Annotated in this window: 22 protein-coding genes and 1 pseudogene; 8 read left to right on the top strand and 15 right to left on the bottom strand. The window is 72.3% G+C overall.

The features are described 5' to 3' along the window. Positions 1-192 precede the first annotated feature (192 nt). Together AC27LF_RS08160 and fdxA are read right to left on the bottom strand one after the other, a co-directional pair. Positions 193-1,290, bottom strand: coding sequence for a bifunctional succinyldiaminopimelate transaminase/glutamate-prephenate aminotransferase (locus AC27LF_RS08160; protein WP_479656271.1), 1,098 nt, complete (start codon positions 1,288-1,290; stop codon positions 193-195). A gap of 138 nt (positions 1,291-1,428) precedes the next feature. Further along, positions 1,429-1,749 carry a ferredoxin gene (gene fdxA / locus AC27LF_RS08155; protein ID WP_030929316.1) on the bottom strand — a complete coding sequence of 107 codons (321 nt, stop codon included), beginning with the start codon at positions 1,747-1,749 and terminating at the stop codon, positions 1,429-1,431. 140 nt (positions 1,750-1,889) lie between these two features. Between fdxA and AC27LF_RS08150 the strand changes: the two genes are divergently transcribed. Both AC27LF_RS08150 and AC27LF_RS08145 read left to right on the top strand, forming a co-directional pair. After that, the gene (locus tag AC27LF_RS08150; protein WP_479656272.1) at positions 1,890-2,921 is read left to right on the top strand and encodes a GNAT family N-acetyltransferase; all 1,032 of its coding nucleotides are present in this window, start codon (positions 1,890-1,892) and stop codon (positions 2,919-2,921) included. Then, a complete protein-coding gene (locus AC27LF_RS08145) occupies positions 2,918-3,790 on the top strand; it encodes a transglutaminase family protein (protein WP_479656273.1) in 873 nt (290 codons plus the stop codon). The genes AC27LF_RS08150 and AC27LF_RS08145 overlap by 4 nt, the downstream gene beginning before the upstream one ends. 129 nt (positions 3,791-3,919) lie before the next feature. On the opposite strand, the gene AC27LF_RS08140 is transcribed toward AC27LF_RS08145, so the two are convergent. The 8 genes and pseudogenes from AC27LF_RS08140 to AC27LF_RS08105 form a co-directional block, all read right to left on the bottom strand. Beyond that, the gene (locus AC27LF_RS08140) at positions 3,920-4,534 is read right to left on the bottom strand and encodes a response regulator transcription factor (RefSeq protein WP_479656274.1); all 615 of its coding nucleotides are present in this window, start codon (positions 4,532-4,534) and stop codon (positions 3,920-3,922) included. 10 nt (positions 4,535-4,544) lie between these two features. Next, entirely contained in the window at positions 4,545-5,726 is a 1,182-nt protein-coding gene (locus AC27LF_RS08135) for a sensor histidine kinase (RefSeq protein WP_479656378.1), read from the bottom strand. 5 nt (positions 5,727-5,731) lie between these two features. Further along, positions 5,732-6,472, bottom strand: coding sequence for an ABC transporter permease (locus AC27LF_RS08130; RefSeq protein WP_479656275.1), 741 nt, complete (start codon positions 6,470-6,472; stop codon positions 5,732-5,734). Next, a pseudogene (locus AC27LF_RS08125) lies at positions 6,469-7,317 on the bottom strand (ABC transporter ATP-binding protein); the annotation flags it as partial. The pseudogene AC27LF_RS08125 and the gene AC27LF_RS08130, both read right to left, overlap by 4 nt. A gap of 596 nt (positions 7,318-7,913) precedes the next feature. Then, entirely contained in the window at positions 7,914-10,154 is a 2,241-nt protein-coding gene (locus tag AC27LF_RS08120; RefSeq protein WP_479656277.1) for a hypothetical protein, read from the bottom strand. A 194-nt stretch (positions 10,155-10,348) separates the two neighbouring features. Further along, on the bottom strand, positions 10,349-10,774 hold the full coding sequence (locus AC27LF_RS08115) for a DUF6113 family protein (RefSeq protein ID WP_479656278.1): 426 nt from the start codon (positions 10,772-10,774) through the stop codon (positions 10,349-10,351). Next, positions 10,771-11,634 carry an N-acetyl-1-D-myo-inositol-2-amino-2-deoxy-alpha-D-glucopyranoside deacetylase gene (gene mshB / locus AC27LF_RS08110; protein ID WP_479656279.1) on the bottom strand — a complete coding sequence of 288 codons (864 nt, stop codon included), beginning with the start codon at positions 11,632-11,634 and terminating at the stop codon, positions 10,771-10,773. Before mshB ends, AC27LF_RS08115 begins: the two co-directional genes overlap by 4 nt. A 53-nt stretch (positions 11,635-11,687) precedes the next feature. Next, a complete protein-coding gene (locus tag AC27LF_RS08105; protein ID WP_404024542.1) occupies positions 11,688-11,882 on the bottom strand; it encodes a hypothetical protein in 195 nt (64 codons plus the stop codon). Positions 11,883-12,083: 201 nt separating this feature from the next. Between AC27LF_RS08105 and AC27LF_RS08100 the strand changes: the two genes are divergently transcribed. After that, a complete protein-coding gene (locus AC27LF_RS08100) occupies positions 12,084-14,204 on the top strand; it encodes a S9 family peptidase (protein ID WP_479656280.1) in 2,121 nt (706 codons plus the stop codon). Between the two features lie 127 nt (positions 14,205-14,331). Here AC27LF_RS08100 and AC27LF_RS08095 read toward each other — a convergent pair whose 3' ends face one another. Genes AC27LF_RS08095 through AC27LF_RS08075 form a run of 5 tightly spaced genes read right to left on the bottom strand, consistent with a single transcriptional unit; the run spans position 14,332 to position 19,873 of the window. Continuing rightward, on the bottom strand, positions 14,332-15,381 hold the full coding sequence (locus AC27LF_RS08095; protein WP_479656281.1) for an ABC transporter ATP-binding protein: 1,050 nt from the start codon (positions 15,379-15,381) through the stop codon (positions 14,332-14,334). Beyond that, positions 15,374-16,348 (bottom strand): ABC transporter ATP-binding protein, encoded by a 975-nt coding sequence (locus AC27LF_RS08090; RefSeq protein ID WP_479656282.1) that lies wholly within the window; start codon positions 16,346-16,348, stop codon positions 15,374-15,376. Before AC27LF_RS08090 ends, AC27LF_RS08095 begins: the two co-directional genes overlap by 8 nt. Before the next feature lie 5 nt (positions 16,349-16,353). Further along, complete coding sequence (locus AC27LF_RS08085; protein WP_479656283.1) at positions 16,354-17,331, bottom strand: ABC transporter permease; 978 nt, start codon at positions 17,329-17,331, stop codon at positions 16,354-16,356. Beyond that, complete coding sequence (locus AC27LF_RS08080; RefSeq protein WP_404024532.1) at positions 17,324-18,247, bottom strand: ABC transporter permease; 924 nt, start codon at positions 18,245-18,247, stop codon at positions 17,324-17,326. The genes AC27LF_RS08085 and AC27LF_RS08080 overlap by 8 nt, the downstream gene beginning before the upstream one ends. A 6-nt stretch (positions 18,248-18,253) precedes the next feature. Beyond that, positions 18,254-19,873 (bottom strand): peptide ABC transporter substrate-binding protein, encoded by a 1,620-nt coding sequence (locus tag AC27LF_RS08075; protein ID WP_479656284.1) that lies wholly within the window; start codon positions 19,871-19,873, stop codon positions 18,254-18,256. A gap of 650 nt (positions 19,874-20,523) precedes the next feature. Between AC27LF_RS08075 and AC27LF_RS08070 the strand changes: the two genes are divergently transcribed. The 5 genes from AC27LF_RS08070 to AC27LF_RS08050 are packed head-to-tail and all read left to right on the top strand — an operon-like array spanning position 20,524 to position 26,401. Then, positions 20,524-22,398: an ABC transporter substrate-binding protein gene (locus tag AC27LF_RS08070; protein ID WP_479656285.1), complete on the top strand. Its 1,875-nt coding sequence runs from the start codon at positions 20,524-20,526 to the stop codon at positions 22,396-22,398. A 43-nt stretch (positions 22,399-22,441) separates the two neighbouring features. Then, positions 22,442-23,506, top strand: coding sequence for an ABC transporter permease (locus tag AC27LF_RS08065; protein WP_479656286.1), 1,065 nt, complete (start codon positions 22,442-22,444; stop codon positions 23,504-23,506). Further along, positions 23,503-24,414 (top strand): ABC transporter permease, encoded by a 912-nt coding sequence (locus tag AC27LF_RS08060; RefSeq protein ID WP_479656287.1) that lies wholly within the window; start codon positions 23,503-23,505, stop codon positions 24,412-24,414. Before AC27LF_RS08065 ends, AC27LF_RS08060 begins: the two co-directional genes overlap by 4 nt. Then, positions 24,411-25,409 (top strand): ABC transporter ATP-binding protein, encoded by a 999-nt coding sequence (locus tag AC27LF_RS08055; protein ID WP_479656288.1) that lies wholly within the window; start codon positions 24,411-24,413, stop codon positions 25,407-25,409. The genes AC27LF_RS08060 and AC27LF_RS08055 overlap by 4 nt, the downstream gene beginning before the upstream one ends. Further along, the gene (locus AC27LF_RS08050; RefSeq protein ID WP_479656289.1) at positions 25,406-26,401 is read left to right on the top strand and encodes an oligopeptide/dipeptide ABC transporter ATP-binding protein; all 996 of its coding nucleotides are present in this window, start codon (positions 25,406-25,408) and stop codon (positions 26,399-26,401) included. Before AC27LF_RS08055 ends, AC27LF_RS08050 begins: the two co-directional genes overlap by 4 nt. Position 26,402 lies beyond the last annotated feature (1 nt).

The raw sequence follows: 26,402 nt of genomic DNA, 5'->3' as shown, positions 1-26,402 counted from the left end.
GACAGCCGTGCCGACCCGACAGCAGTGCCCGTCCGACAGCCGTATCGGACCCACCGCCGCGTCACACCGACAGCGGTGCCGGCCCGACAGCAGTGCCGGTCCGACAGCCGTGTCATCTCAACCTTGTGCCGCTCCGACCGGCCGGGCCGGCTCCGTGCCGGGCCGGGCCGCCATGTCGGTGCGACCGCCCTGTCACTCGGACAGTCGGCCGGCCGCCGTCGTGATGCGCTCGTCCGTGGCGGTCAGTGCGACGCGTACGAACGTCTCGCCCGCCGCGCCGTAGAAGTCGCCCGGCGCGACCAGGATGCCCCGGTCGGCGAGGTGGGCGACCGTGTCCCAGCAGGACTCGTCGCGGGTGGCCCACAGATACAGGCTCGCCTCGCTGTGCTCGATGCGGAAGCCGTGGGCGAGCAGCGCCTCGCGCAGCACCGTGCGGCGGGCTGCGTAGCGTTCGCGCTGCTCGCGGACGTGGGTGTCGTCGCCCAGGGCCGCCACCACCGCCGCCTGGGTCGGCGCCGAGGTCATCATGCCGCCGTGCTTGCGGATCTCCAGCAGGGGGCCGAGGACGGCCGGGTCGCCGGCCAGGAAGGCGGCTCGGTAGCCGGCCAGGTTGGAACGCTTGGACAGGGAGTGGACGGCGACGATCCCCTCGTACGAGCCGCCGTTGACGTCCGGGTGGAGCACCGAGACCGGGTCGGTCTCCCAGCCCAGTTCGAGGTAGCACTCGTCGGAGAAGACCAGGATGCCGTGCGCGCGGGCCCAGGCCACGATCCGGGTCAGCTCCTGCTTGGCCAGCACCCGGCCCGTCGGGTTCGACGGGGAGTTCAGCCACAGCAGCCTGAGGTGCGCGGGGTCCAGGTCCGTGGGGTCGTCGTAGACCACGTGGTCGGCGCGGGCAAGGCGGGCGCCCACCTCGTACGTCGGATAGGCGAGGCGCGGCAGGGCCACCGTGTCGCCGGGGCCGAGGCCCAGCTGGGTGGGGAGCCAGGCGACCAGTTCCTTGGAGCCGACGACGGGCAGCACGTGGCGGTGGGTGACGTCGCGGGCACCGAGCCGGCGCGCCACCCAGCCGGTGATCGCGTCACGGAGTTCGGGGGTGCCCCAGACGGTCGGGTAGCCCGGCGAGTCGGCCGCGCCGATCAGCGCCTTCTGGATCAGCTCGGGTACCGGGTCGACCGGGGTGCCGACGGACAGGTCGACGATGCCGTCGGGATGCGCGGCGGCCGTCTTCTTGTACGGCTCCAGCTTGTCCCAGGGAAAGGCGGGAAGGCGGTCGGAGACTGCGGACACGATACGGTGGCTCACTTTCGTCGGTACGGCGAACGCCTCGGTCCCGCGCGGTGGCGCCTGGGGCGACCGGGCCGTACGGGACCGAGGCGACGCCGGGGCCCCGGTCGCAGGAACCGGGGTGGCGGGCCGTCGTGCGGGTTACTCGGCCTGCGGCGGCAGCGCGGCGATGAAGGGGTGGTCGCGCTCGATCAGACCCAGCTTGCTGGCGCCGCCGGGGGAGCCCAGTTCGTCGAAGAACTCGACGTTAGCCTTGTAGTAGTCCTTCCACTCCTCCGGAGTGTCGTCCTCGTAGAAGATCGCCTCGACCGGGCAGACCGGCTCACAGGCACCACAGTCGACGCATTCGTCCGGGTGGATGTACAAGGACCGCTGGCCCTCGTAGATGCAGTCGACCGGGCACTCCTCGATGCACGCCTTGTCCTTGACGTCGACACAAGGCTGCGCGATGACGTAGGTCACGCTGTCGTTCCTCCTCGATAGGGCGCTGGCGGGCCTCCTCAGGCTCCGCCGCCTGGCGCGCGGGAGCGCGGCGTCGTCGATGCCCGCACCTAGTATCTCCGTTCTTGGGCATGATCCGAACAGGAGGGGTGAACTGACCTGTGGAAATCTCTGCCGCTGGACGACTTGAGGTCCGTATCACCGCTGCTGACGTGGGTAAACGGGTCTCCGTGCGGCGCCTTTGCGATCCCGGAAGTCCCACGCCGAAGTTCACCGACACGGTGGGTGTTCTCACATCCTGGGACGACGGTGTGCTGCTGATCACACGGAAGGACGGGCAGAGCGTCCGGATCCCGGAATCCGCGCTGGTCGCGGGCAAGACGGTGCCCGACGCCCCGGCGCGTCGCCGGGGTCCCGCCGCCACCTACGAAGAACTCGCGCGGGTGTCCGCGCGGGCCTGGCAGCCGGTGGAGAGCGAACGGCTCGGCGCGTGGGAACTGCGCGCCGCCGGCGGATTCACGAGGCGGGCCAACAGTGCGCTGCCGCTCGGCGACCCGGGGCTTCCGCTCGACGCGGCACTGCGGGCCGTAAGACGCTGGTACCACGAGCGCGGGCTGCCCGCGTACGTGCAGACCGCGACCGGAGCCGCGGGCACACAGGAACTGCTGTGCGCGGAGCTGGAACGGCGCGGCTGGTGGCGCGAGGTGACCTCCGAGCTGTGGACCGGGGCGCTCGCACCGGTCGCGGACAGGGCCGAGGGCGGCGAGGTCGTGCTGTCCCGGACCGCGGACGCGACATGGCTGACCAGATACCAGCGCAAGGGGGTGAGCGAGATGGCCCTGCGGGTGCTGGGCAGCGGACCGTCGGTGTGGTTCGCGACCGTGCCCGGTGCGGACCGGGGCGCCCCGGCCGCGATCGGCCGGTGCGTCGTGGACGGGCGGTGGGCCGGGTTCGCCGCCGTCGAGGTGGACCCGGAGCAGCGCCGGCGGGGGCTGGCCACGACCGTGATGGCCGCGCTGGCCCGGCGGGCCCTCGACGAGGGGGCCTCCGCCGCCTGGCTCCAGGTCGAGACGGACAACACGGGGGCGCGGGCGCTGTACGCCGGTCTCGGCTTCGCCGCGCACCACACCTACCACCACTACCGGGAGCCGGACGACTCCGGCGACGCCGAACCGCGGCGCGGACCGTCGTGACCGGGCACGGGCCCGCCGGGCGTCCCCCCTATCCCCCGTCCCCGGAGCGCTCCGCCGAGGTGCGACGCCGGTTCGCCGAGGAGGCCCGCTCCGAGCGGCCCGACCTGGCGCTGCTGTGTCTGCTGCTCGGGGCGGTGGCGGACGGGGCGCTGGACGAGGCGGGCCTGGACGCCGCGCAGCTGGAACTCGACCGGCTCGCGGGGCAGCTGCCGTACCGTCCGGGCGGGCCGCCGGCCTGGGCCGCGGCGCTGCACCAGCTGCTCGGGGCGCAGTACGGGTTCCATGGCTCCCGGGCCGACTACCGGCGGCTGGAGTCCTCGCTCCTGCACGCGGTGCTGCGGCGGCGGCGCGGGCTGCCGATCCTGCTGTCGGTGATCTGGATGGAGGTGGCCCGGCGGGCGGGGGCGCATGTGTACGGGGTGGCGCTGCCTGGGCACTTCGTGGTGGGGTTCGGCGCGGCCGGGGAACAGGTGCTGGCGGATCCGTTCGACGGTGGCCGGGTGCTCACCGGGACGGACGCGGAGTTGCTGGTCGCCGGGGCGACGGGGGCTCCGCTGGAGCCGTCCATGCTGGTGCCCGCGGCGCCGCTCGATGTCGTCGTGCGGATCCTGAACAACATCCGGGCGTGGGCGGCGGCACGGCCGGAGCGGTCGGATGTGGCGCTGTGGGCCGTGGAGCTGTCCCTGCTGCTGCCGTCGCATCCGGCGCGGTTGCGGTATGAGCGGGCGCAACTGCTTGTTCAGCGGGGGGAGTTCGTCGCCGGGGCGGCGGAGCTGGAGGCGTATGCGGAGGTGTTGGCCGCGGCGGATGAGTCGGGGGCGCGGCGGGTGCGGCGGCAGGCCAATGCGGCGCGGGCGCTGTTGAATTAGGGCGCGTCGAGTTTGGGCGCCGTTTTTGGTTCGGTCGGCTGTCAGATGCGGGTGCGTTGTGGCCGGTCGCGCAGTTCCCCGCGCCCCTGGCGGGGCTACACGTAGTTCCTCGCGCCTCTGGCGGGGTGGTTACAGCCAGCCCTTTTTTTGGGCTATGTGGGCTGCTTCTGTTCTGTTGCGGGCCGTTAGTTTTTGGATGGCTGTGGAGAGGTAGTTGCGGACCGTGCCCTGGGAGAGGTGCAGGGCCTCGGCCAGTTCGGCGTTGGTGGAGCCGTCGGCGGCGGCGCGCAGGATCTCGCGTTCGCGGTCGGTGAGCGGGTTGGCTCCCTCGGCGAGGGCCGCGGCGGCGAGCGTGGGGTCGATGACCCGCTCCCCGGCCAGCACCTTGCGCACCGCCTCGGCGAGCTGGGCGGCGGGCGCGTCCTTGACCAGGAAGGCGTCGGCGCCCGCTTCCATCGCGCCGCGCAGATAGCCGGGGCGGCCGAAGGTGGTGAGGACGACGAGCTTCACCCCGGGCAGCTCCCGGCGCACCTGGGCCGCGGCCTCGATGCCGGTGCGGCCGGGCATCTCGATGTCGAGCAGGGCGACGTCCACGCCGTGCTCGCGCGCCGCGTCCAGCACCTCGTCCCCGCGCGCGACCTGGGCGACGACCTCGATGTCGTCCTCCAGGCCGAGCAGTGCGGCCAGCGCCTCGCGGACCATCGACTGGTCCTCGGCGAGGAGGACCTTGATCGTGCTGCTCATGCCGGGGATCCTATGCCGCGCCGTCCGCCACGGGCACGCGGGCGACCAGGCGGAAGCCGTGCTTGACGCGGCCCGCCTCCAGGGTGCCGCCGGCCTTCTCCAGGCGTTCGCTCAGGCCGGTCAGGCCGTTGCCGGGGCCCGTTCCGGAGCCGCCCGTGCCGTCGTCCTCGACGCGGAGTTCGAGGACGGGGCCGTCCAGGGTCTGCCGGCGCAGCACCCGCACCGCGCACCGCTGGGCGCCGCTGTGCCGTACGACGTTGGTGACCGCCTCGCGCAGCGCCCAGGCCAGCGCGGACTCGGCGTCCTCGGGCACCCCGGCGAGATCCGGTTCGGCGGGCATCTGGGCGGTGACCCCGGCGGCGGTCAGGGCGACCTGGGCGCCGGCCAGCTCGGCGGTGAGCCGGGGGCGCCGGTAGCCGCTGACCGCTTCCCGCACGTCGACCAGGGCCTGGCGGCTGACCCGCTCGATGTCGGCGACCTGCTGGGCGGCCTTGTCGGGGTGGGCGGGCAGCATCCGGCCGGCGAGTTCGCTCTTCAGCGTGATCAGCGAGAGGGAGTGGCCGAGCAGGTCGTGCAGGTCGCGGGCGAGTCGTAGCCGCTCCTCGTTGGCGGCGAGCTGGGCGACGGTGGCCCGGGCCTTGCGCAGCTCGATGGTGGTGCGGACCAGCTGGCCGACGCCGCTCATCGCGAACCCGATGAGCAGTTGGAGCAGGAGCAGGTCGCGTGCCGTCGCCTCGTCGCCGATGTGCGTCCCGACGAGGTACATCACGGCGGCGGACGCGGGAATGGCCCCGTACGCGGCGCGTGGCGGCAGCGTCGCCCCGCAGGCGACGGAGAGGTAGACGAACAGGCCGAGCCAGGGGCCGCCCAGGGTGAGGGCGAGCACGGGGGCGAGGACGCCGAGGACCGCGAGCAGCAGGGCGACGGCCCGCGCGGGGCGAGGCCGGCCCATGGTGCGGATGAGCAGCGTCGTGTAGACGCCGACGAAGGCGGCCAGGCCGATCGCCCCGGCCACGACGCCGCCGGTGCTGTGGTGGCCGCGCACCAGGTCCTCGACCGGCGACTTGAGGAAGACCAGCCACACCCCGATCCACAGCACCTTGGCCGGCAGCTGACGGCGGCCGCGGAAGGGCCGTCCGTCCGGGACCCGCGGCCGCGTTCCGCTTCCGTCGGCCCGTGCTTCCCCTGTCATCGTGCTCACGCCTTCAGCGTGTCCTTCCGGTACAGCCAGGCGGCGCCGCCCGTGAACAGCACGAAGAAGACGGCGAGGACGGCGATGTCCTGGGCGTGCGGCGCCTGGTTCTGCTCGATCGCGCGCCCCAGGGCAGCGTACGCGTGCGTGGGCAGCCATCCGGCGATGTCCTGGAGCCAGCGGGGGAAGGTCGTGGACGGCATCCACAGGCCGCCCAGGATCGACAGGCCGAAGTAGGTGATCATCGTGATGGGGCGGACGGCGTCTCCGGCGGCCAGGTAGCCGAGGGCCACGCCGAGCGCGGCGAAGACGAGGCTCCCGGCCCAGATCGCGCCGGTGAGGGCGAGCCACTGCCAGGCGTCCAGGCGTACGTCCTTCACGGCCGCGGCGACCACGAAGACGATGACGATCGACGGGAGGCTGACGACGGCCGCGCTCGCGGTCTTGGCGAGGACGTAGCCGCGGCCCGGGAGGCTGGTCAGCCGCAGCTGCCGCACCCAGCCGCTCTCGCGTTCCTTGGCGATGCGCTCGCTGTTGCCCATGAGGACGGCGGTCAGGGCGCCGAAGGAGGCCATGGAGACCATCATGTACGTCGGCAGGGTCAGGCCGGTGCCGTCGACCGTGCCGGTGGAGTCGGCGCTGCCCGCGATGAGCAGGAACAGGACCGAGGGGTAGATCACCGAGAAGAACAGGAACCTGCGGTTGCGCAGGGCGCGGGTGAGTTCCAGCTTGATCAGGCTGTTCACGACTGCTTGGCCTCCTCGGCCTCGGTGAGGGCGACGAACGCCTGCTCCAGACCGAGCCCGGCGACTTCGAGGTTGCGGGGGTAGAGGCCGAGCCTGTACAGGGCGTGCACGGTGGCGTCGGCGTCGGTGGACCGGATGCGAACAGTACGGCCGCTGATGTCGAGCGCGGTCAGGAAGGGCAGGGCGCGCAGGGCGGCCCGGTCGATGTCGCCCGCGAGGTCGAAGGAGATCCGGCGGGCGCCCGCCTTGGCCTTGATCTCGGCGGCGGTGCCGTCGGCGAGCAGCCTGCCGCGGTGCAGCACGAGCACACGGTCGGCGATCGCGTCGGCCTCTTCCAGGTAGTGGGTGGCGAACAGCACGGTGCGGCCCCGGTCGGCCTGCTCGCGCATCGTGGCCCAGAACGCCTGGCGGGCGGAGACGTCCATGCCGGTGGTGGGCTCGTCGAGGACGATCAGGTCGCTGTCGCCGGCGGTGGCGAGGGCGAAGCGGACGCGCTGGGCCTGGCCGCCGGAGAGCTTGTTGGCCTTGCGCCCGGCGATCTGGGAGATTCCGGCGCGGGCCAGTACGTCGGCGACCGGGTACGGCCGCGGGTGCAGGGCGCAGCCGAGGGTGACCAGTTCGGCGACGGTCACCTCGTCCATCAGTCCGCCGGACTGCAGCATGGCGCCCACCCGGCCGGCCACGATCGCCTCGCGCGGGCCGGTGCCGAAGACGCGGACGGTGCCGGTGTCTGGGTGCTTGAGGCCGAGCAGCAGGTCGAGGGTGGTCGACTTGCCGGCCCCGTTGGGTCCGAGCAGGGCCACGGTTTCCGCCGGGCGGAGGGCGAGCGAGAGCCCGTCCACGGCCCGCACGTTCCCGTACGCCTTGCTCACCTGGTCGAATCCGGCCACGGGGGTGGTGGCGGGTGCGGTTGTCGTCGTCATGGCGTTCATGGTGACGGCGCGAGGTGGGGGACGGCAGTGTCGGCCGTCCCCGGTGCGGGATGACGGATGTCATGTCTGGGGGGCTCCCGCCCGTGCCGGGCGCTCCGCTATGGGGGCGTTGTCGGGTGCGGGTGCGTCGTGGCCTCTCGCGCCGTTCCCCGCGCCCCTATCGGGGCACGGTTCGTTGTCGGGCGCGGGTGCGTTGTGGCCTCTCGCGCCGTTCCCCGCGCCCCTATCGGGGCACGATCCGTCGTCGGGTGCGGGTGCGTCGTGGCCTCTCGCGCCGTTCCCCGCGCCCCTATCGGGGCACGATCCGTCGTCGGGCGCTGCGGGTGCGTCGTGGCCTCTCGCGCCGTTCCCCGCGCCCCTGACGGGGCACGATCCGTCGTCGGGCGCGGGTACGCCGTGGCCTCTCGCGCCGTTCCCCGCGCCCCTGACGGGGCACGGTTCGTCGTCGGGTGCGGGTGCGTCGTGGCCTTGCGTGACCGGGCGGGGTCGTTCGGACGGGCGAGTCGGCGTCAGTTCGGGTTGGTGTCGATGATTCCGATGCGCTCGGCCGGCGTCTTGCCGCGCAGGGCCTTGCGCAGCGCGGCGACGACGTCCTGCGGCTGGACGGCACGCTTCCCGGTCGCGGTCACGATCTGTACGCCGTCGTACGTGCTGCCGTACGCCTGCTTCAGCGCCTCAAGGTCGTACGTCTCGACGAGCTTGCCGCCGACCGCCTTGACGCCGAGGATCTTCGGCAGGGACAGGGGGCCGAACGGGATGCTGTGCGCCGGGTCGGTCTGCACCTGGACGATGTCGGACATCGCGGGTTCGGCGAACGTCTTCATCATCCGGTCGACCTCGGCGTTGGAGATGGTCGGCTGCTGGGTCGTGGTGGGCACGGTCACCGTGGCCGCCGTGCCGGTCTCCACCAGGGTGCGGTAGGCCCGCTCGACGGCCTGCACGGACCGGTCGGCGTCGATGCCCTTGCCCGCCTTGCCGTAGACGGCGACGGCCTTGCCGGACTCGAACTTGATCGTGCCCTCGGTGACCGATCCGGACGCGCCGCCGGCCTCCTTCAGGGCGGCCTGAAGCTTCTCCTCGTCGACCGGCATGTCCGGTTCGACCTCGCGCTTCTGGCCGAACAGGGAGCCGACCACGGACACCGGGTTGTAGTCGCTGCGCGCGGCCTGGCTCACCGTGGTCTGGAAGTCGAACTGGAGGCCCGCCTTGTCGGGTGCGAGCGAGACGGTCTTGCCGTCCACCGACAGCTTCAGCGGCTTGCCGACCCGGCTGCCGAACGCGTCGTCGAGCTTCTTGACGGCGTCGTCGCGGGTGCCGCCGCCGATGTCGACGCCGAGCACCGTGGTGCCCTTGGGGACGTCGGAGTGGTTCATCAGCAGCCCGGCGCCGTAGACGCCGGCGCCGAGGAAGACGACGACACCGCCGAGCAGCACCAGTTTGCTGCGGCCCTTCTTCTTCGGCTTGGCCTCCGGCACGTTCTGCGCGACCGGTTCGGGCAGCTTCGGAGCGGTGTGCGGCACCGGCCCTTCGGGGGTCCTGCCCGGCGCGAACGCGGCGTCGGGGCCGGGCGGGACGACCGGGATGCCGCTGGTGACGGTGTGTCCGGAGACATTGTCGGGCGGGACGCCGTAACCGGGATCGGCCGGTTCCGGTACCTGCTTCTGCGGGGTGAGGATCGCGGTGTCGTCGCTCAGCCCGCCGCCGGGTCCGTGGTGCGCGGCGGGTCCCTGGTGCGCGGCGGGTCCGCCCGGCCCGGGGTGGCCGCCGGGGTTCGGGCCGTCGAAGGGCTCGCCCGCGGCCAGGCCGTGGTCGCCGCGGACGGCCGGGCCGGCGGCGGCGGGCGGCACCATCGGCCCGTCCCCGGTGACCGGTCCGCTGGTCGGTCCCGCGGGTCCGCCGTGGCCGCCCAGGCCCCCGGGGCCGCCGGGTCCGCCCTGGCCGCCGTGGCCGTGGGCGCCGCCCTGGCCGCCCGCACCGGGTCCGCCTGCGCCGTGCCCGTTCTCCGAGAAGTACGGCAGGTCGTCGCGGCGCGAGTCGCCCGCGCCGTCCGGGCCGGGCCGCCGGCCGCCGCCCAGGGGGCCCGCGGCAAGCGCCTCGGTCACGTCGAAGGAGCCGGTGCCGCCACCGTGTCCGGGGGCGACGGGTCCGCCGGTGGCGCCGGGCAGCCCGCCGCCGTTGGTGCCGCCACCGCCGGGCCTGGCCCCGCCGGACACGCTCATCGCGCCGACGATCCCGCCGGGCCGTCCGCCACCGGGCCGCGCCGCGCCGGGCGCGCCCGGGGCCGCCGCGCCGCCGGCCGCCGAAGCGCCGGGAGCCGGGGCACCGTTGGCGTCGGCGCCGCCCGGACCGCCCTTGGCCGGGCCGGACCTGCGGGGGGCGAACCAGTCGCTCGTCTTCTCCTTCTCGGCGGCCGGGGCCGCGGGTTCGGCCGGGGCCTGGCCCTGGCCGGTGGCCGGCTGGGCGGGAGCGGGCCGCGCGTCGGCGCCGGCGCCCTCGTCGGGGCTCTCCGCGTCCGCGACGGGCGTGCGCACGACGACCGGCGGGATGGGCCGCGATCCGGGGATGTTGATCCGGATCCGGGTCGTCAGCGTGGTCTCGGTCTTACGCTCCTCCGGCTGCGCGGCCGAACGACCCGCGCCCGCGCCGCCGTCGGCTGCCATGGGGGTCCCGTACGGCGGCGTCCCCGACGGGTATGCGGCTCCGCCGCGCCCGTTGGGCCCGGAGGACGGAGTGTCAGTTTCACGACTCAAGGCAGGTTCTCCCGGTTGGCTCCGCCGCCCATGACGACCTCAGTGTGGGGGTCCCCCCGGCACGAGCGGAGTCGAGTGCTCGGGGGAGGCTCGGCGGCGCGCACCACCATACTGTCCGCTTAGGGCGTGTATCCCATGACCGCTGGGGAAATCCACACCGGACTCGCACGCGCGTCGCACGGCGAAGTGGTACGTCACTTGCCAAGTCGGACGGCGCCCCCGTTCGGTTGCCGTCCCGGCCCAAGGGTGGCGCAGATCACAGCGACGGCCATCCCGCCGAGCAGGTAGAGATACGAGCCGATTCCGGCGCCGAACAGAAAGTCACCTTCCGGGCGGCTCGCGGTGAGCAGCATGACGGCGACGATCCAGCCGGCGGCGGGCGCGACCGCACCGGCCCGGGAGCCGATGGCGCGGGCACCGCCGAGGAACAGCCCGGCCGCGCCCGCCAGCGCGAGCAGCAGCCCGCCCGGGAACCAGCCGCTCTGCACCAGCGCCCCGGCCAGCGCCACCACGGCGCCGAGCAGGAACAGCCCGGCGCAGGCCGCGATCCGCCCGGCGGAGGGCCGGTGCAGCGGCTGGGCGAGCGCCGGTCCGCGGCGTTGTGGGCCCGCCCCGCTCATGACGCCTCCTCGGGGGTGAGCCCGGCGAACAGGTCGCTCTCGGGCGTGTCCGGCCGCGGGCCCCGCACCAACTCGTAGTACTCGGTGGTGAACAGCGGCTGCGCGCGTTCGTTGGACAGCGCGAACCAGGGTTCGGCGACCTCGATCTGGGTGGCGTGGGCGCGCATCGCGGCGGCCTTGGCCGCGGCGTACGCGGTGCCGTCGACCGCGGTGGTGATCCGGTCGTCGTCCACCACGCCCGGCAGGTCCTCGACGGAGCCGCCCTGGGCGAAGGGGAGGCCGGGCAGTTCGTCCCGGAGCCGGGCGAAGGCGGCCTCGGCGACGGAGCGCGGGATGCGGTTGACGTAGACCTTGGGGACGCTCCAGCCGGTGCCGGCGGCCAGTTCGACGGCGCGCAGGGCGACGCGGTGGGCCTGGATGTGGTCCGGGTGCCCGTATCCGCCGTTGTCGTCGTAGGTGACGAGGACCTGGGGCCGCACCTCGCGGACGATGCGGGCGAGCCGGCCGGCGGCCTCGTCGAGGTCGGCCTGCCAGAAGCAGTCGGGATCGTCGTTGTCGGGCAGGCCCATCATCCCGGAGTCGCCGTAGCGGCCGGCGCCGCCGAGCAGCCGGACGTCGGTGACGCCCAGCTCGCCGAGGGCGGCCCGCAGCTCGGTCAGCCGGTGCGCGCCGAGTGCGGCTCCGGTCAGCTGCCGCAGCCGCGGCGGAATGACCTCACCGCGCTCCCCCAGGGTGCAGGTGACCAGCGTCACCTGCGCTCCCTGGGCGGCGTACCGGGCCATGGTCGCGCCGTTGTTGATCGACTCGTCGTCCGGGTGCGCGTGCACCAGCAGCAGACGGCGGAATGGCTGTTCCGTCATGCACCCCACCCTACGCAGCCGCGCCGGCGGTGCCGGGCGGACGGTGGGAGGGGTCAGAACTTGATGCCGCCGATCATGCTGGCGACGTTCGTGGTCAGCTCGCTGATCGTGGGCGCGATGGTGGAGGAGGCGAGATAGAAGCCGAGCAGGATGCAGACGACCGCATGGCCGCCCTTCAGACCTGACTTCTTGATCAGCAGGAAGACGATGATCGCCAGCAGCACCACCGCCGAAATCGAAAGTGCCACGGCGGCTCACCTCCAAGGATCCCAGGGACGCGGGGGGTTCGGACTATGGGGGGTGTGGATCGGTTGTAGAGCAGAACAGCACATCCATGCGGAAGCCAGCAGGTTCATACCCACTCAGCGGTAGTGATCATAACTATCCGTGCTCGCGCATCGGTCGGCGCACGGCCGCACAAGGGGGCGCATGGCCAATATGGTCAAGGCATGACGACCGAGCCTGACTCCTTCCCCCGACGGCACGCCCGCACCCAGCGGTTCACCCTCGGCGCGCCGCGCGCGTTCAGCGTGGCCCCCGACGGATCGCGTGTCGCGTTCCTGCGTTCCGCATCCGGTACGGACCGGGCCAACTCCCTGTGGGTGCTCGACACGGAGGACGGCCAGGAGCGCCTTGCGGCCGATCCGCGGGCCCTGTTGGGCGGTGCCGTGGAGCATCTGTCGCCCGAGGAGCGGGCCCGCCGCGAGCGCAGCCGTGAGGGCGGCGCCGGCATTGTGGGCTACGCCACCGACGCGGCCGTGGAGTTGGCCTCTTTCGCCTTGTCAGGGCGGCTTTTCACGGCCGAGCTGCGGGCCGGCACGGCGCGCGAACTCCCGGTGCCGGGGCCGGTGATCGATCCCCGTCCTGCACCCGACGGGCGGTATGTCGCCTATGTGGCGCGGGGCGCGCTGCGGGTGGTGGACGCCGCGGGTGAGCACGACCGGGCGCTGGCGGAGCCGGAGTCGGACGGGGTCACCTACGGGCTGGCCGAGTTCGTGGCGGCCGAGGAGATGGGGCGGGCGCGGGGCTTTTGGTGGGCGCCGCAGGCGGACCGGCTGCTGGTGGCGCGGGTGGACGACACGCCGGTGCAGCGGTGGTGGATCGCGGACCCCGCCCAACCGGAGCGTGAGCCACACCACGTCGCCTATCCGGCCGCGGGCACCGCGAACGCGGACGTACGGCTGTTCGTGATCGGTCTGGACGGGTCGCGCACGGAGGTGGTCTGGGACCGGGCGCGCTATCCGTATCTGGCTCGTGTGCACTGGTCAGAGGCGGGTGCGCCGCTGCTCCTCGTGCAGGCGCGCGACCAGCGCAGCCAGCTGTTCCTGGCGGTCGAGCCGGAGTCGGGGGCGACCCGGATGGTGCACGCGGATGAAGATCCAACTTGGCTTGAACTTTTCCCTGGGGTGCCCTGCTGGAGCCCGTCAGGACAGCTCGTCCGGATCGCCGACGAGGGGGGCGCGCGGGTGCTCGCGGTGGGTGAACGCCCGCTCACGGGGGCACAGTTGCACATCCGTGCGGTGCTCGACGTGGGCGCCGACGACGTGCTGGTCTCGGCGTCGGCCGGCGAGGAGGCCGGCATCGGTGAGTCGGCCGAAATCGGGGAGGTGCATGTCTACCGGGTGAACGAGCTGGGCGTGCAGCGGGTGTCGCAGGAGCCCGGCGTGCACACGGCGGTGCGCGCCGGTGGTGTGACGGTGCTGATCTCGGCCGCGCTCGACCGGCCGGGCGCCCGGTGCCGGGTGCTGCGCGACGGAAAACCGTTGGCGACTGTCCGCTCGCACGCCGAAGACCCCGGTTTGTCCCCGCGCGTGACCCTCACCCAGGGGGGCGCACGCCGAATTCCGTGCGCCGTGCTTATGCCGCGGGACTACCCCTCCGACACACTCCTGCCCGTGCTCCTCGACCCCTATGGCGGGCCGCACGGACCGCGCGTGGTCGCCGCGCACAACGCCCACCTGACCTCGCAGTGGTTCGCCGACCAGGGCTTCGCGGTGGTCGTCGCCGACGGCCGCGGCACCCCCGGCCGCTCGCCGGCCTGGGAGAAGGCGGTGCACGGCGACTTCACCGTCGCCCTGGACGACCAGATCGACGCGCTCCAGGACCTCGCCAAGACCCATCCGCTCGACCTGGGCCGGGTGGCGATCCGCGGCTGGTCCTACGGCGGCTGGCTGGCCGCCCTCGCCGTGCTGCGCCGCCCGGACGTCTTCCACGCGGGCATCGCGGGCGCCCCGGTCACCGACTGGCGGCTGTACGACACCCACTACACCGAGCGCTACCTCGGCGACCCGGAGCGGGACGCGCAGGCGTACGCCCGCAGTTCCCTCGTCACGGACGACGGCCTGTCGGCACCGGCCGCACCGCACCGCCCGCTGATGATCGTGCACGGGCTCGCCGACGACAACGTGGTGGTCGCGCACGCGCTGCGGCTGTCCTCCGCACTGCTGGCCGCGGGCCGCCCGCACGAGGTGCTGCCGCTGTCCGGCGTCACCCATATGACCCCGCAGGAGCAGGTCGCCGAGAACCTGCTGCTGCTTCAGGTGGACTTCCTCAAGCGCTCCCTGGCATAGCGGGGCAAATACCGCGAACCGCCGTAACACACAGGCAACTTCACGGAAGCGGTACCGATATACGGACGCGGGACGCTGAACAGCGTACGGCCGTGCGGGTGCCGTGAACGGGCCGGGGTGCGCCATGTCACCCCGGCCCGTTGCCGTGCTCCTCCTGCGGCACCACCCGCTTCTCCTCCGCGAAGTGGCAGGCCGAGTCATGCGCCGCGGAACCGGAGGTGTGCCGGAACTCCTCCGGGACCGCGAGGGCCGGCACCTCCCGCGCGCACCGCTCCCGCGCCTTCCAGCAGCGGGTGCGGAACCGGCAGCCGGAGGGGATGTCGGTCGGCGAGGGCACGTCGCCCGTCAGGATGATCCGCTCACGGTGCGCACGGGCCCCGGGGTCGGGCACGGGCACCGCGGACAGCAGCGCCTGGGTGTAGGGGTGGGTCGGGTGGTCGTAGATCTCCGTGTCGGTGCCGGTCTCCACGATCCGCCCGAGGTACATCACCCCGACCCGGTCCGCGATGTGCCGCACGATCGACAGGTCGTGCGCGATGAAGACGTAGCTGAGGTCGAACTCCGTCTGAAGCCGCTCCATCAGGTTGATCACCTGCGCCTGCACCGACACGTCCAGCGCCGACACCGGCTCGTCGGCGACGATGACCGCCGGACGCAGCGCCAGAGCGCGCGCGATGCCGATGCGCTGGCGCTGGCCCCCGGAGAACTGGTGCGGATAGCGGCCCGCGTACTCCGGGTCGAGGCCGACGACGTCCAGCAGCTCCCTGACCCGCCTGCGCCGGTCGCCCTTGGGGGCCGCCTCCGGGTGGATCTCGAACGGCTCCCCGATGATGTCGCCCACCGTCATCCGCGGGTTGAGGGAGGTGTACGGGTCCTGGAAGACCATCTGGATGTCGCGCCGTACGGCCTTCAGGGCGCGGCCGGAGAGCGTGGTGATCTCCTCGCCCTTGAACCGGATCGAACCGGCCGTCGGCCTTTCCAGGCTGCACAGCAGCCGCGCGACCGTCGACTTGCCGCAGCCCGACTCGCCGACCAGGCCGAGGGTTTCGCCCCTGGCCAGCGTCAAGTCGACGCCGTCGACCGCCTTCACCGCGCCGACCTGCTTCCTGAAGAGGATGCCGCGGGTGAGCGGGTAGTGCTTGACCAGCCCGCTGACCGCCAGGATCGGCTCAGCCATCCAGGCACTCCCGCCAGAAGTGACAGGCGCTGCCCCGGTTCTCGTCCACGGTGTACAGCGGGGGTTCGTCCGTCCGGCACACGTCCCGCGCCATCGGACAGCGGGGATGGAAGGCGCAGCCGGGCGGGATGTGCAGGAGGTTCGGCGGCAGGCCCTTGATCGCGTACAGCTCCCGGCCCTTGCGGTCCAGGCGCGGGATGGAGTCCAGCAGGCCCCGGGTGTAGGGATGGGCGGGGGCCTTGTAGAGGTCGTGCACCGGGGCCGACTCGACGATCCGGCCCGCGTACATGACGGCGATCCGGTCGGCGACGTCCGCGACCACGCCCAGGTCGTGGGTGATCAGGACGAGCCCCATGGTGTACTCGCGCTGCAACTCCGCGAGCAGGTCCATGACCTGGGCCTGGACGGTGACGTCGAGCGCGGTGGTGGGCTCGTCGGCGATCACCAGGGCCGGTTCCAGGGCCAGCGCCATGGCGATCATGATGCGCTGGCGCATACCGCCGGAGAACTGGTGCGGATAGTCGCGCACGCGCTGCGCCGCGCCCGGGATGCGCACCCGGTCCATCAGCTCGACCGCCCGGGCCCGGGCGTCCCTCTTCGACATGCCGCGGTGCACCACGAACATCTCGCCGAGCTGGTCGCCCACGCTGAGCACGGGGTTGAGGGCGGACAGCGCGTCCTGGAAGATCATGGCCAGTTCGGCGCCGCGGATCCTGCGCCGCCCGTCCTCCTTCAGTTTCAGCAGGTCACGGCCGCGGAAAAGGATCTCCCCGCCGGTGATCCGGCCGGGCGGCGTGTCCAGGATGCCCATCACGGCCTGCGCCGTCACCGACTTGCCCGAGCCCGACTCGCCGAGCACGGCCAGGGTCTCCCCCGCGGCCACCCGGCAGGTGACACCGTTGACGGCCCTGGCGACGCCGTCCCGCGTCATGAACTCCACGTGCAGATCGCGGACGTCGAGCAGCACGCGGCTCACCTCAGCCTCGGGTCGAGGGCGTCGCGCACCGCGTCGCCGAGCATGATGAACGCCAGAACGGTGACCGCCAGGGCACCGGAGGGCCACAGCAGCGCGTGCGGGGCGTTGCGGATGTACGGGGAGGCCGCGGAGATGTCGATCCCCCAGGACACGCTGGGCGGTTTCAGTCCGACGCCGAGGTACGACAGGGTCGCCTCCAGCGCGATGAAGGTGCCGAGCGCGATGGTCGCCACCACGATCACCGGCGCGACCGCGTTGGGTGCGATGTGCCGCAGCAGGATGCGGGCGGGGGAGGCGCCGAGCGCCCGGGCGGCCTGCACATAGTCGTTCTGCCGGGCGGTGATCACCGAGCCGCGCGCGATGCGGGAGATCTGCGGCCAGCCCAGCAGCACCATGAACCCGACGACCGGCCAGACCGTGTTGCTGGTCACCACGGAGAGCAGCACCAGACCGCCGAGCACGACGGGGATCGCGAAGAACACATCGGTGAGGCGGGACAGCACCGCGTCCCACATCCCGCCGAAGAAGCCGGCGAGACCGCCGAGGACCGAGCCGAGGACGGCCACCCCCAGCGTGGCGCAGACGCCGACCGTGACGGACGCCCGGGCGCCGTACACGGTCCGCGTGTAGACGTCGCAGCCCTGGCCGTCGTAGCCGAAGGGGTGGCCGGGCATGGGCCCCTCCTGGGCCTTGGAGAGGTCGCAGGCCAGGGGGTTGCCTGGGGCGATCAGCGACGGCCACAGGGAGATCAGCACGAGGAAGAGGATCACCAGGCCGGAGCCGACGAAGACCGGGTTGCGGCACAGGTCGTGCCAGGCGTCGGACCACAGGCTGCGCGGCCTGCCCCGGGGGCCGGTGCCCCGGGGCCCGCCGGGCGTACGCTCCAGGGTGGCCGCCTCGCTGGCCGCGAGGTCCATCGCGCCGCCCATGCCGGCGGCGGAGACGGCGCCGTCGGGCTCGTGCCGCTCAGGCATAGCGGATCCTCGGGTCGAGCACGGCGTACAGCAGGTCGACGAGCAGGTTGGCGATCAGGAAGACCAGCACGAGGACGGTGACGAAGCCGACCACGGTCTGCGTGTTCTGCCGCACGATCCCCTGGTAGAGCTGATAGCCGACGCCGTGGATGTTGAAGATCCGCTCGGTGACGATGGCGCCGCCCATCAGGGCGCCGATGTCGGCGCCGATGAAGGTGACCACGGGGATCAGGGAGTTGCGCAGCAGATGCCGGATGATCACCCGGTGCCGGGGCAGCCCCTTGGCGACGGCCGTGCGCACATAGTCGGCGCGCCGGTTCTCCGCGAGGGAGGTACGGGTCAGCCGGGTGACGTAGGCGAGCGAGACGGAGGCCAGGACGAGGCCCGGCACGATCAGCTGGCCGAAGGCGGCCTCCGGCGGGACCGACGGTCTGATCCAGCCCCACTCGACGCCGAGCAGCAGTTGGAGCAGCAGACCGGTGACGAAGGTCGGTACGGAGATGACGACCAGGGTGGCCAGCAGCACGCCCGTGTCGACGGGCCGGCCGCGGCGCAGTCCGGTCAGCACGCCCAGCGCGACGCCGACGACGATCTCGAAGAGGATCGCCACGATCGTCAGCCGGACCGTGACGGGGAACGCCGTCGACATCAGCTCGGTGACCGGCTGCCCGTTGAACGCGGTGCCGAAGTCCCCGGTGAAGACCTTCCCCATGTAGGTCAGGTACTGCTGCCACACCGGCCGGTCGAGGCCGAGGTCCCGTTTCAGCTGGGCGGCCGTCGCCGGGTCGCACTGCCGCTCGCCGCACAGTCCGGCGACGGGGTCGCCCATCACGTTCACCATCAGGAAGATCAGCAGCGTGGCCCCGACGAACACCGGGATCATCTGGAGCAGCCGCCGCACGACATAGCGCCCCATGGCGGCTCAGCCGACCTTGATCTCGTTGTAGACGGGGACGCTGAAGGGGTTGAGCGCCACGTGGGACAGCCGCTGCGAGTAGCCCGCGCTGCCGTTCTGGTACCAGAGCGGGATGGCGGCCATGTTGTCCCGGACGACCCGCTCGGCCTGCTGGAAGGTGGCGATGGATGTGCGGGTGTCGGTCTCGGCGTTGGCCCGGTCGACGAGCCGGTCGAAGTCCTTGTTGGACCACTTGCCGTCGTTGGCGGAGGCGCCGGTGTAGTAGAGCGGCTGGAGGAAGTTCTGGATGAGCGGGTAGTCCATCTGCCAGCCGGACCGGAACGGGCCCGTCATCCGGTGCCTGCCGATCCGGTTGCGGAAGTCGGCGAAGGTGCCGACCGGGCTGCCGATGCACGCCCTGTCGTTGCCGAGCGCGTTGTTGATGGAGTTGCAGACGGCGTCCACCCACTCCCGGTGCGAACCGGTGTCCGCGTTGTAGGTGATCGTGACCTGGCCGCCGGGGATGCCGCCGCCCTCCTGGATCAGCTTCCTGGCCTGGGCGGGGTCGTAGTCGCAGGCCCGGCCGCACAGGCCGGCCTGGTGGCCGCCCTCGGCGCCGAGCACGGGCGAGGTCCAGTCGGTGGCCGGGGTGCGGGTGTTGCGGAAGATCGTCTCGGTGATCTGCCTGCGGTTGATCGCCATGGACAGGCCGGTGCGGACCTTCTCCGCGCCGGGTCTGCTCCAGTTCTTGTCGTAGTACGGGAAGGCGAGGGTCTGGATGATGCCGGCGGGGCTGTTGATGTAGCGGCCTTCGAGGTCGCTCCTGACGTTCTTGAGCTGCGCGGCCGGTACGTCGTCGACGAGGTCGAGGTTGCCGGCCAGCAGGTCGGTGTAGGCGGTGTTGCTGTCCGTGTAGACCGTGAGGTTCACGCCGTCGTTGCGGGCCTTGTCGGCGCCGGGGTAGGCGTTCCACTTCTTCAGGGACAGCTGGAAGCCCCTGGTGTAGGTGTCGATCCGGTAGGGCCCGTTGCCCACGGGCTTGGCCAGCCAGGCCGCGTGGTCGGTGAAGAAGGCCCGGGGCAGCGGGGCGAAGGCCACGTAGCCGAGGGTGTCCGGGAAGCTGGAGAACTTCTGGTTGAGCCGGACCGTGAAGGTGCGGTCGTCCACGACCCTCAGTCCGGAGAGCGTGTCGGCGCTCTGGGCGCCGCTGTCCGGGTGAACCTTGTCGTAGCCGTCGATGTAGCCGAAGAAGTAGGCGTTCTTCTGGTTGTTCCGCAGGCTCGCGCCGTAGTTCCAGGCGTCGACGAAGGACCTGGCGGTCACCTTCTCGCCGTTGGAGAAGGTCCAGCCGTCCCTGAGCGTGATCCGGAAGTTCCGCGAGTCCGTGGTGTCGATCCTTTCGGCCAGCATGTTCATGGCGCGGCCGGTCCTCGGGTCGTAGCGCTTCAGGCCCCGGAAGATCAGGTCGAGCACCTTGCCGCCCTGGACCTCGTTGGTGTTCGCCGGCTCCAGCGGGTTCTGCGGGTCGCCCCAGGAGGCGCTGAACACCGAGCCGCGCTGCGCGCCGGTGCCGCTGCCGCAGGCCGCTGCCGCGAGCACCACCGCGGCCGGCAGGGTGGCCCATGTGAGGTGTCCGGCTCGGCGCATGCGGTGCCTCCTGCGGACCATGCGGGTACGCACCGTGACGCCCACCCCTGAGCATCGATCGATCACCCGCTCATATCACCGCAAAGCACCCACAAAACACACGAAGGACACTCCCCGACACAACACTCCACCCATACGAGCCCCGCCCCCTACCGTTCGGTTCAACGCCGCGCGGGCCCGGCGTTCCGGCCGGCGCCGCACGCCGTCAAGACCGCTCTGTCACCCGGCGGCCGGTTGTTCGCGTTCGGGACCCGGCATCCGGCGGCCCACGCCCGGACCGGGCACACCCCGGAGCGCGCACGCCGTCGATGACACGGGCGGCCGGGCCGTACAGCGGTACGGGGCTGGGCGCGCGGGCCGTTGGTGCAGGACAGGGGCGGGGTCGCCGGTGGCGCGGTGAGGGTTCGCCGGGCGTGGTCGTATCGGCGTCAGCGTGCCACCAGGCGCCCTTCACCGGTCTACACCAATGTTTGCTTCATCGAACATCAACTCATCGTTTCCGCAGGCCAAAGGTGCTGGACACGGGCCGTTGACGCGCGCAGACCGCCGCTGATAGACACACTCATCACCCGCCCGGCGCCACCAGGCCACATCCGGCCGAAGTCCCAACAGGCTGATCCTGTGCGAGCGATGACGCGAGGTCACGATTCATGAGCACGCAAGACCGGTACGGCAGAAGGCGTTCACTACCGAGAAGCCCGCGATCCCGTACGGCCCGGCTCGTCGCCGCCGCCGGCGCCCTCGCCGTGACGCTCACCGCGGGCCTCGCCACCCCGCTCGACCCGGCGCCCCGGCGGGCCGAGGCCGCCCCCGCCGACAAGGTCCTCACCGTCGCCGTAGCGCAGAGCGTCGACTCGCTCAGCCCCTTCCTGGCGGTACGTCTGGTCAGCACGAGCATCCTGCGGCTGACCTACGAGTACCTGACCGACTACGACCCCGCCGACGCCCACCCGGTCCCCGGCCTGGCCACCAGCTGGGCACCGTCCGCCGACAAGCTCACCTGGACCTACACGATCCGCTCCGACGCCAAGTGGTCGGACGGACAGCGGGTGACCGCTCAGGACGCGGCCTGGACGTTCAACAAGATGATGACCGACGAGGCGGCCGCCACCGCGAACGGCAGCTTCGTCACCAACTTCCGGGAGGTGACCGCCCCGAGCCCCACCAAGCTGGTCATCGAGCTGAAGAAGCCCCAGGCCACGATGACCGCGCTGGACGTGCCGATCGTGCCCCGGCACGTCTGGGAGAAGGTCGGCGACTTCTCGAAGTTCACCAACGACAAGACCTTCCCCGTCGTCGGCGACGGACCGTTCGTGCTCACCGACTACCGGCCCGACAGCTATGTGCGGCTGAAGGCCAACAAGACGTTCTGGCGCGGGGCACCGAAGTTCGACGAGCTGGTCTTCAAGTACTACAAGGACCAGGACGCGGCGGTGGCCGCGCTGCGCAAGGGCGAGGTCTCCTTCGTCGCCGGCTCGCCCTCCCTGACGCCCGCCCAGGCCGCCTCGCTCAAGGGCGAGAAGAACGTCCGCGTCAACGACGCCCCCGGCCGCCGCTTCTACGCCCTCGCCACCAACCCCGGCGCCCGGGCCAGGAACGGCGAGAAGTTCGGTGACGGCGATCCCTCCCTGCTCGACCAGCGGGTGCGCAACGCCCTGTTCATGGCGGTCGACCGCAAGACCCTCGTCGACAAGGTCTTCCAGGGCCACGCGGTCGAGGGCCAGGGCTACATCCCGCCCCGCTTCGCCGGCTACTTCTGGAAGCCGTCCGCGAGCCAGGAACTGGCCTACGACCCCGCGAAGGCCGGCCGGCTCCTCGACGAGGCCGGCTACAAGAAGAACAGCGACGGCGACCGCGTCGGCAAGGACGGCAAGCCGCTGAACTACCGCGTCCTGTGCCACGCCACCGACCCCAACGACAAGGCGGTCGGCCAGTACCTCAAGGAGTGGTGGGGCGAGCTGGGCATCGGCATGCGGCTCGACTGCCTCGACAACGTCACCGACCCCTGGCTCGCCGGCAAGTACGACCTCGCCTTCGACGGCTGGTCCGTCAACCCCGACCCGGACTTCGTCCTGTCCATCCACACCTGCGCGGCCCTGCCCGCCACACCCAAGGACACCGGGGCCACCGACAACTTCATCTGCGACAAGACGTACGACGACCTGTACGCGCGGCAGCTGGCCGAGTACGACTCCGCCAAGCGGGCCACACTCGTCAAACAGGCCGAGTCGAGGCTGTACGACCTGGGATACATGAACGTCATGGCGTACCCGAACGCTGTCGAGGCCTACCGCACCGACCAGATCGAGTCGATCACGACGATGCCCAAGGCCGCCGGCAACATCTACGGCCAGGACGGCTACTGGAGCTGGTGGTCGGCGGTCCCGGCCGACGACTCCGGCTCGTCGTCCGGCGGCGGTTCCACCGGCATCGTCATCGGCGTCGTCGCGGGCGTCGTGGTCCTCGCCGGCGCCGCGCTCTTCCTCGCGAGCCGCCGCCGCGCCACCGCCGACGACCGCGAATAGCCGATGCACCCGATGCTCGCACCCACACAGCGGACGGCCCGCCATGGCCGCTGACACCGCGTCGACGCCGGCCGAGGCCGCCGGTCCGGTTCCCACCGGGCCGGCGGTCCGCGGGCCGCGCACCCGCTCCTGGACCGGATATCTGCGCTACGGGGCCGCGAAGCTGGGCGGCGCCGTCGTCTCCCTGCTCGCCGTCCTCGTCACCGGCTTCTTCCTGTTCCGGCTGATCCCCGGCGACCCGGTCAAGACCCTGACCGGCGGCCGGCCCGTCTCCGCCGAACAACTCGCCCAGTATCGGCGTGAGTTCGGACTCGACCTGCCGCTGTGGGAACAGTTCACGGACTACTGCGGCAAGGCGCTCACCGGCGATCTGGGCACGTCGTACCAGTTCCGCTCCCCGGTCATCGACAAGATCACCGAAGCCCTGCCGAACACCCTGCTGCTGACCGGCACCGCGTTCGTGCTGTACACCGCGCTCGGCATGTACCTCGGCACCCGCTCGGCGTGGCGGCACGGCCGTCTCGGTGACCGGCTGAACACCGGCCTGGCGCTGACCCTGTACTCCGTCCCGTCGTTCTGGCTCGGCCTGCTGCTCATCATCGTCTTCTCGGTGGGCCTCGGCCCCGTGCCCGGCCTGTTCCCGACCGGCGGCATGGAGTCCGGCGGCGAGGAGGGCTTCGCCCACGTCCTCGATGTCGCCCACCACCTCGTGCTGCCGGTGATCACCCTGGTCGCCGTCGAGTACGGGCAGACCCTGCTGGTCACCCGCTCGGCGCTGCTCGACGAGATGGGCAGCGACTATCTGACGACCGCGCGCGCCAAGGGCCTGCGGGACGACTTGGTACGGCGCCGGCACGCCGTACCGAACGCGCTGCTGCCCACCGTCACCCTCGTCTTCGTCAACCTCGGCCGGACCGTGGCCGGCGTGATCCTGGTCGAGACGGTGTTCTCCTGGCCGGGCCTCGGCGGACTCTTCTACCAGGCACTGAGCGTGCCCGACCTGCCCCTGGTGCAGGGCCTGTTCCTCTTCTTCGCCTCGGCGGTGATCGTCATGAACACATTGGCCGACCTGCTCTATCCGCTGCTCGATCCGCGGGTGGGCCGATGAGCACCGAGGCGGCACGGCCGGGCCCGCGGGCCCTGGCCCGGCAGCGCCGCCGCCGCACCGCCGCACGCTTCTGGCAGCGGTACCGCGCCCATCGCGCCGGACTGCTGGGCCTCGCCGCGCTCGTCCTGTTCGCGCTCGCGGCGCTGACCGCGCCGCTGACGGTCGGCTCCGACGTCTCCGACGTGACCGACGCGCCCGGCAGCCCCCTTGAGGCGCCGAGCGGGCGGTTCCCGCTCGGCACGGACCGGTTCGGACGCGATCTGCTGGGCCTCGTGATCTGGGGCTCACGCATCTCCCTGCTGGTCGGGCTGCTCGCCGCCGTGCTGTCGGTGGCGATCGGCGCGGTGGTCGGGATCTGCGCCGGACACTTCCGGGGCGCGTACGGGACCGTGCTGATGCGGATCACGGACTGGTTCCTGGTGATGCCGACGCTGGTGCTCGCGATCGCGCTGGCCACCGTCATGTCCCGCTCCCTGGGCACGGTCGTCCTCGCCATCGGTGTCACCTCCTGGCCGACCACCGCCCGGCTGGTGCGGGCGCAGACGCTGGCGGTGGAGTCCCGTCCGTACATCGAGCGGGCCAGGGCGCTCGGCGGCGGCCACTGGCACGTCATGACCCGGCATGTACTGCCCAATGTGATGCCGCTCGTGCTGGCGCAGACCACGCTGATGGTCTCCTCCTCCATCCTCGCCGAGGCGACCCTGGCGTTCCTCGGCCTCGGCGATCCGACGGTCGTCTCGTGGGGCGGACTGCTCCAGGACGCGCGTGAGGCGGGCGCGGTCAGCGCCGGCGACTGGTGGTACCTGGTGCCGCCCGGCATCGCGATCGCCCTGGTCGCGCTGGCCTTCACGCTGTGCGGCCGCGCGGTGGAGTCCGTGCTCAATCCCAGGCTGGGGGTGGCCCGTTGACGCTCCTCGAAGTGCGCAACCTGACGGTGACATACGCCGGCGGTGCCGCCGCCGTACGCGGTGTGGACCTCTCCCTCGCGGCGGGACGGAAACTCGGGATCGCCGGCGAGTCGGGCTGCGGCAAGTCCACGCTGGCGCTCGCCCTGCTGCGGCTGCTGCCCGCCGACGCCCGGGTGAGCGGGGAGATCCTGCTGGATGGCGAGGACGTCCTCGCGATGCGCTGGGGGCGGGTGCGGGCGGTGCGCTGGGCGGGCGCGTCGATCGTCTTCCAGGGCGCCATGCACTCGCTCAACCCCGTGCACCGGATCGGCGACCAGATCGCCGAGCCGATCCTGCTGCACGGCAGGGCGACCGCGGCGGCGGCGCGGAAGCGGACCGGTGAACTCCTGGAACAGGTCGGCCTGCCCACGGCGCGGGCGACGGCGTACCCGCACGAGCTCTCCGGCGGCCAGCGGCAGCGCGTCATGATCGCCATGGCGCTCGCCTGCGACCCGCGGCTGGTGGTCGCCGACGAGCCGACCACCGCCCTGGACGTGATGATCCAGGCGCAGATCCTCCGGCTGATCGAACAGCTCGTCAGCGAACAGGACCTGGGGCTGATCATGATCAGCCACGATCTGGCGGTGCTCGCCGACACCTGCGACCGGCTGGCGGTGATGTACGCGGGCCGGGTGGTCGAGGAGGGCCCGGCGCGCACGGTCCATGAGGACGCCCGGCACCCGTACGGCAAGGCGCTGTCGGCGGCGTTCCCGCACATCGGCGACCCCGCCTCCCGGTTCGCCCCCCAGGGGCTGCCCGGCGACCCGCCCGACCCGTTCGCGCTGCCCTCCGGTTGCGCGTTCCATCCGCGCTGCCCGGTCGCCCTGGACTCCTGCGCCACCGAGGATCAGGTGCTGCGCGAGGTGACCGGGGAACGGCGGGCCGCGTGCGTACACGTCCCGGTGGCCGTCCCCGGGCCGGCCACCGGGGCAGCGGACACCAGGAGCACCGCATGACGACGACACCAGCGTCTCCCCTGCTCAGCGCCCAGGGGCTGCATGTGACCTTCCCCGGACGGCACGGTGCCCCCGCGGCACGGGCCGTGGACGGCGTCGAACTGGACATCAGGCCCGGTGAGATCGTGGCCCTGGTCGGCGAGTCGGGCTGCGGCAAGACGACGCTGGCCCGCGCGCTGCTCGGACTGGAACGGCCTTCCTCCGGAAGCGTGCGCTTCGACGGGAAGCCGCTGGCGTACTCCTCGCGGGCCCTGCGGGCCTACCGGCGCCGGGTCCAGCTGGTGCTCCAGGACCCCAGCGGATCGCTCAACCCCCGGCACACGGTGTACGACGCGGTGGCCGAGGGGCTGCGCGTCCACGGGCACGCGGGGGACGAACGGGCGGCGGTCGCAGGCGCCCTCTCCCGGGCGGGGCTGCGGCCACCGGAGCGGTTCTTCCTGCGCTATCCGCACGAGTTGTCCGGCGGCCAGCGACAGCGCGTGGTGATCGCGGGCGCGCTCGTCCTGGAACCCGAACTCCTCGTCGCCGACGAGCCGGTGGCCTCGCTGGACGCCTCCGTGCGCGGTGAGATCCTGGCCCTGCTGCTGCGGCTGCGCACCGAACTGGGGCTCGCCGCCCTGGTCGTGACCCATGACCTGGGCCTCGCCTGGAACATCGCCGACCGGGTCGCGGTGATGTACCTGGGCCGGATCGTGGAGACGGGCCCGGTCGAGGAGGTGCTGACCGCGCCCCGACACCCGTACACACAGGCCCTGTTGTCGGTGCTGCCGGAGGCGCCGGGCGAACCGGTCGTGCTGGCCGGTGAGCCCCCGGACCCCTCCCGCATCCCGTCCGGCTGCCGCTTCCGGGCCCGCTGCCCGGTCCTGGCGAGCGGCGAGGCCGACCGAGCGGGCATCGCCGACCGCTGCCGCACGGAGGACCCCGGCGTCCTGAACGCTGGCGGCACGTCGCAGGCCGCCTGCCACTGGGCCGCGCAACGGGTCGGTGCCTGAC

The organism is Streptomyces diversicolor, from assembly GCF_057537855.1.
Note: the sequence above shows the minus strand (reverse complement) of the source record. Positions and strands in the feature narration are given on the sequence as shown.

Excerpts from the sequence above, each read along its gene's own strand:
- AC27LF_RS08070 (WP_479656285.1), top strand. The coding sequence starts at position 20,524 with ATGAGCACGCAAGACCGGTACGGCAGAAGGCGTTCACTACCGAGAAGC.
- AC27LF_RS08115 (WP_479656278.1), bottom strand. The coding sequence starts at position 10,774 with ATGAGCGGGGCGGGCCCACAACGCCGCGGACCGGCGCTCGCCCAGCCG.
- AC27LF_RS08065 (WP_479656286.1), top strand. The coding sequence starts at position 22,442 with ATGGCCGCTGACACCGCGTCGACGCCGGCCGAGGCCGCCGGTCCGGTT.
- AC27LF_RS08135 (WP_479656378.1), bottom strand. The coding sequence starts at position 5,726 with ATGACAGGGGAAGCACGGGCCGACGGAAGCGGAACGCGGCCGCGGGTC.
- AC27LF_RS08080 (WP_404024532.1), bottom strand. The coding sequence starts at position 18,247 with ATGGGGCGCTATGTCGTGCGGCGGCTGCTCCAGATGATCCCGGTGTTC.
- AC27LF_RS08100 (WP_479656280.1), top strand. The coding sequence starts at position 12,084 with ATGACGACCGAGCCTGACTCCTTCCCCCGACGGCACGCCCGCACCCAG.
- AC27LF_RS08085 (WP_479656283.1), bottom strand. The coding sequence starts at position 17,331 with ATGCCTGAGCGGCACGAGCCCGACGGCGCCGTCTCCGCCGCCGGCATG.
- AC27LF_RS08050 (WP_479656289.1), top strand. The coding sequence starts at position 25,406 with ATGACGACGACACCAGCGTCTCCCCTGCTCAGCGCCCAGGGGCTGCAT.
- AC27LF_RS08075 (WP_479656284.1), bottom strand. The coding sequence starts at position 19,873 with ATGCGCCGAGCCGGACACCTCACATGGGCCACCCTGCCGGCCGCGGTG.
- AC27LF_RS08060 (WP_479656287.1), top strand. The coding sequence starts at position 23,503 with ATGAGCACCGAGGCGGCACGGCCGGGCCCGCGGGCCCTGGCCCGGCAG.
- AC27LF_RS08140 (WP_479656274.1), bottom strand. The coding sequence starts at position 4,534 with ATGAGCAGCACGATCAAGGTCCTCCTCGCCGAGGACCAGTCGATGGTC.
- mshB (WP_479656279.1), bottom strand. The coding sequence starts at position 11,634 with ATGACGGAACAGCCATTCCGCCGTCTGCTGCTGGTGCACGCGCACCCG.
- AC27LF_RS08095 (WP_479656281.1), bottom strand. The coding sequence starts at position 15,381 with ATGGCTGAGCCGATCCTGGCGGTCAGCGGGCTGGTCAAGCACTACCCG.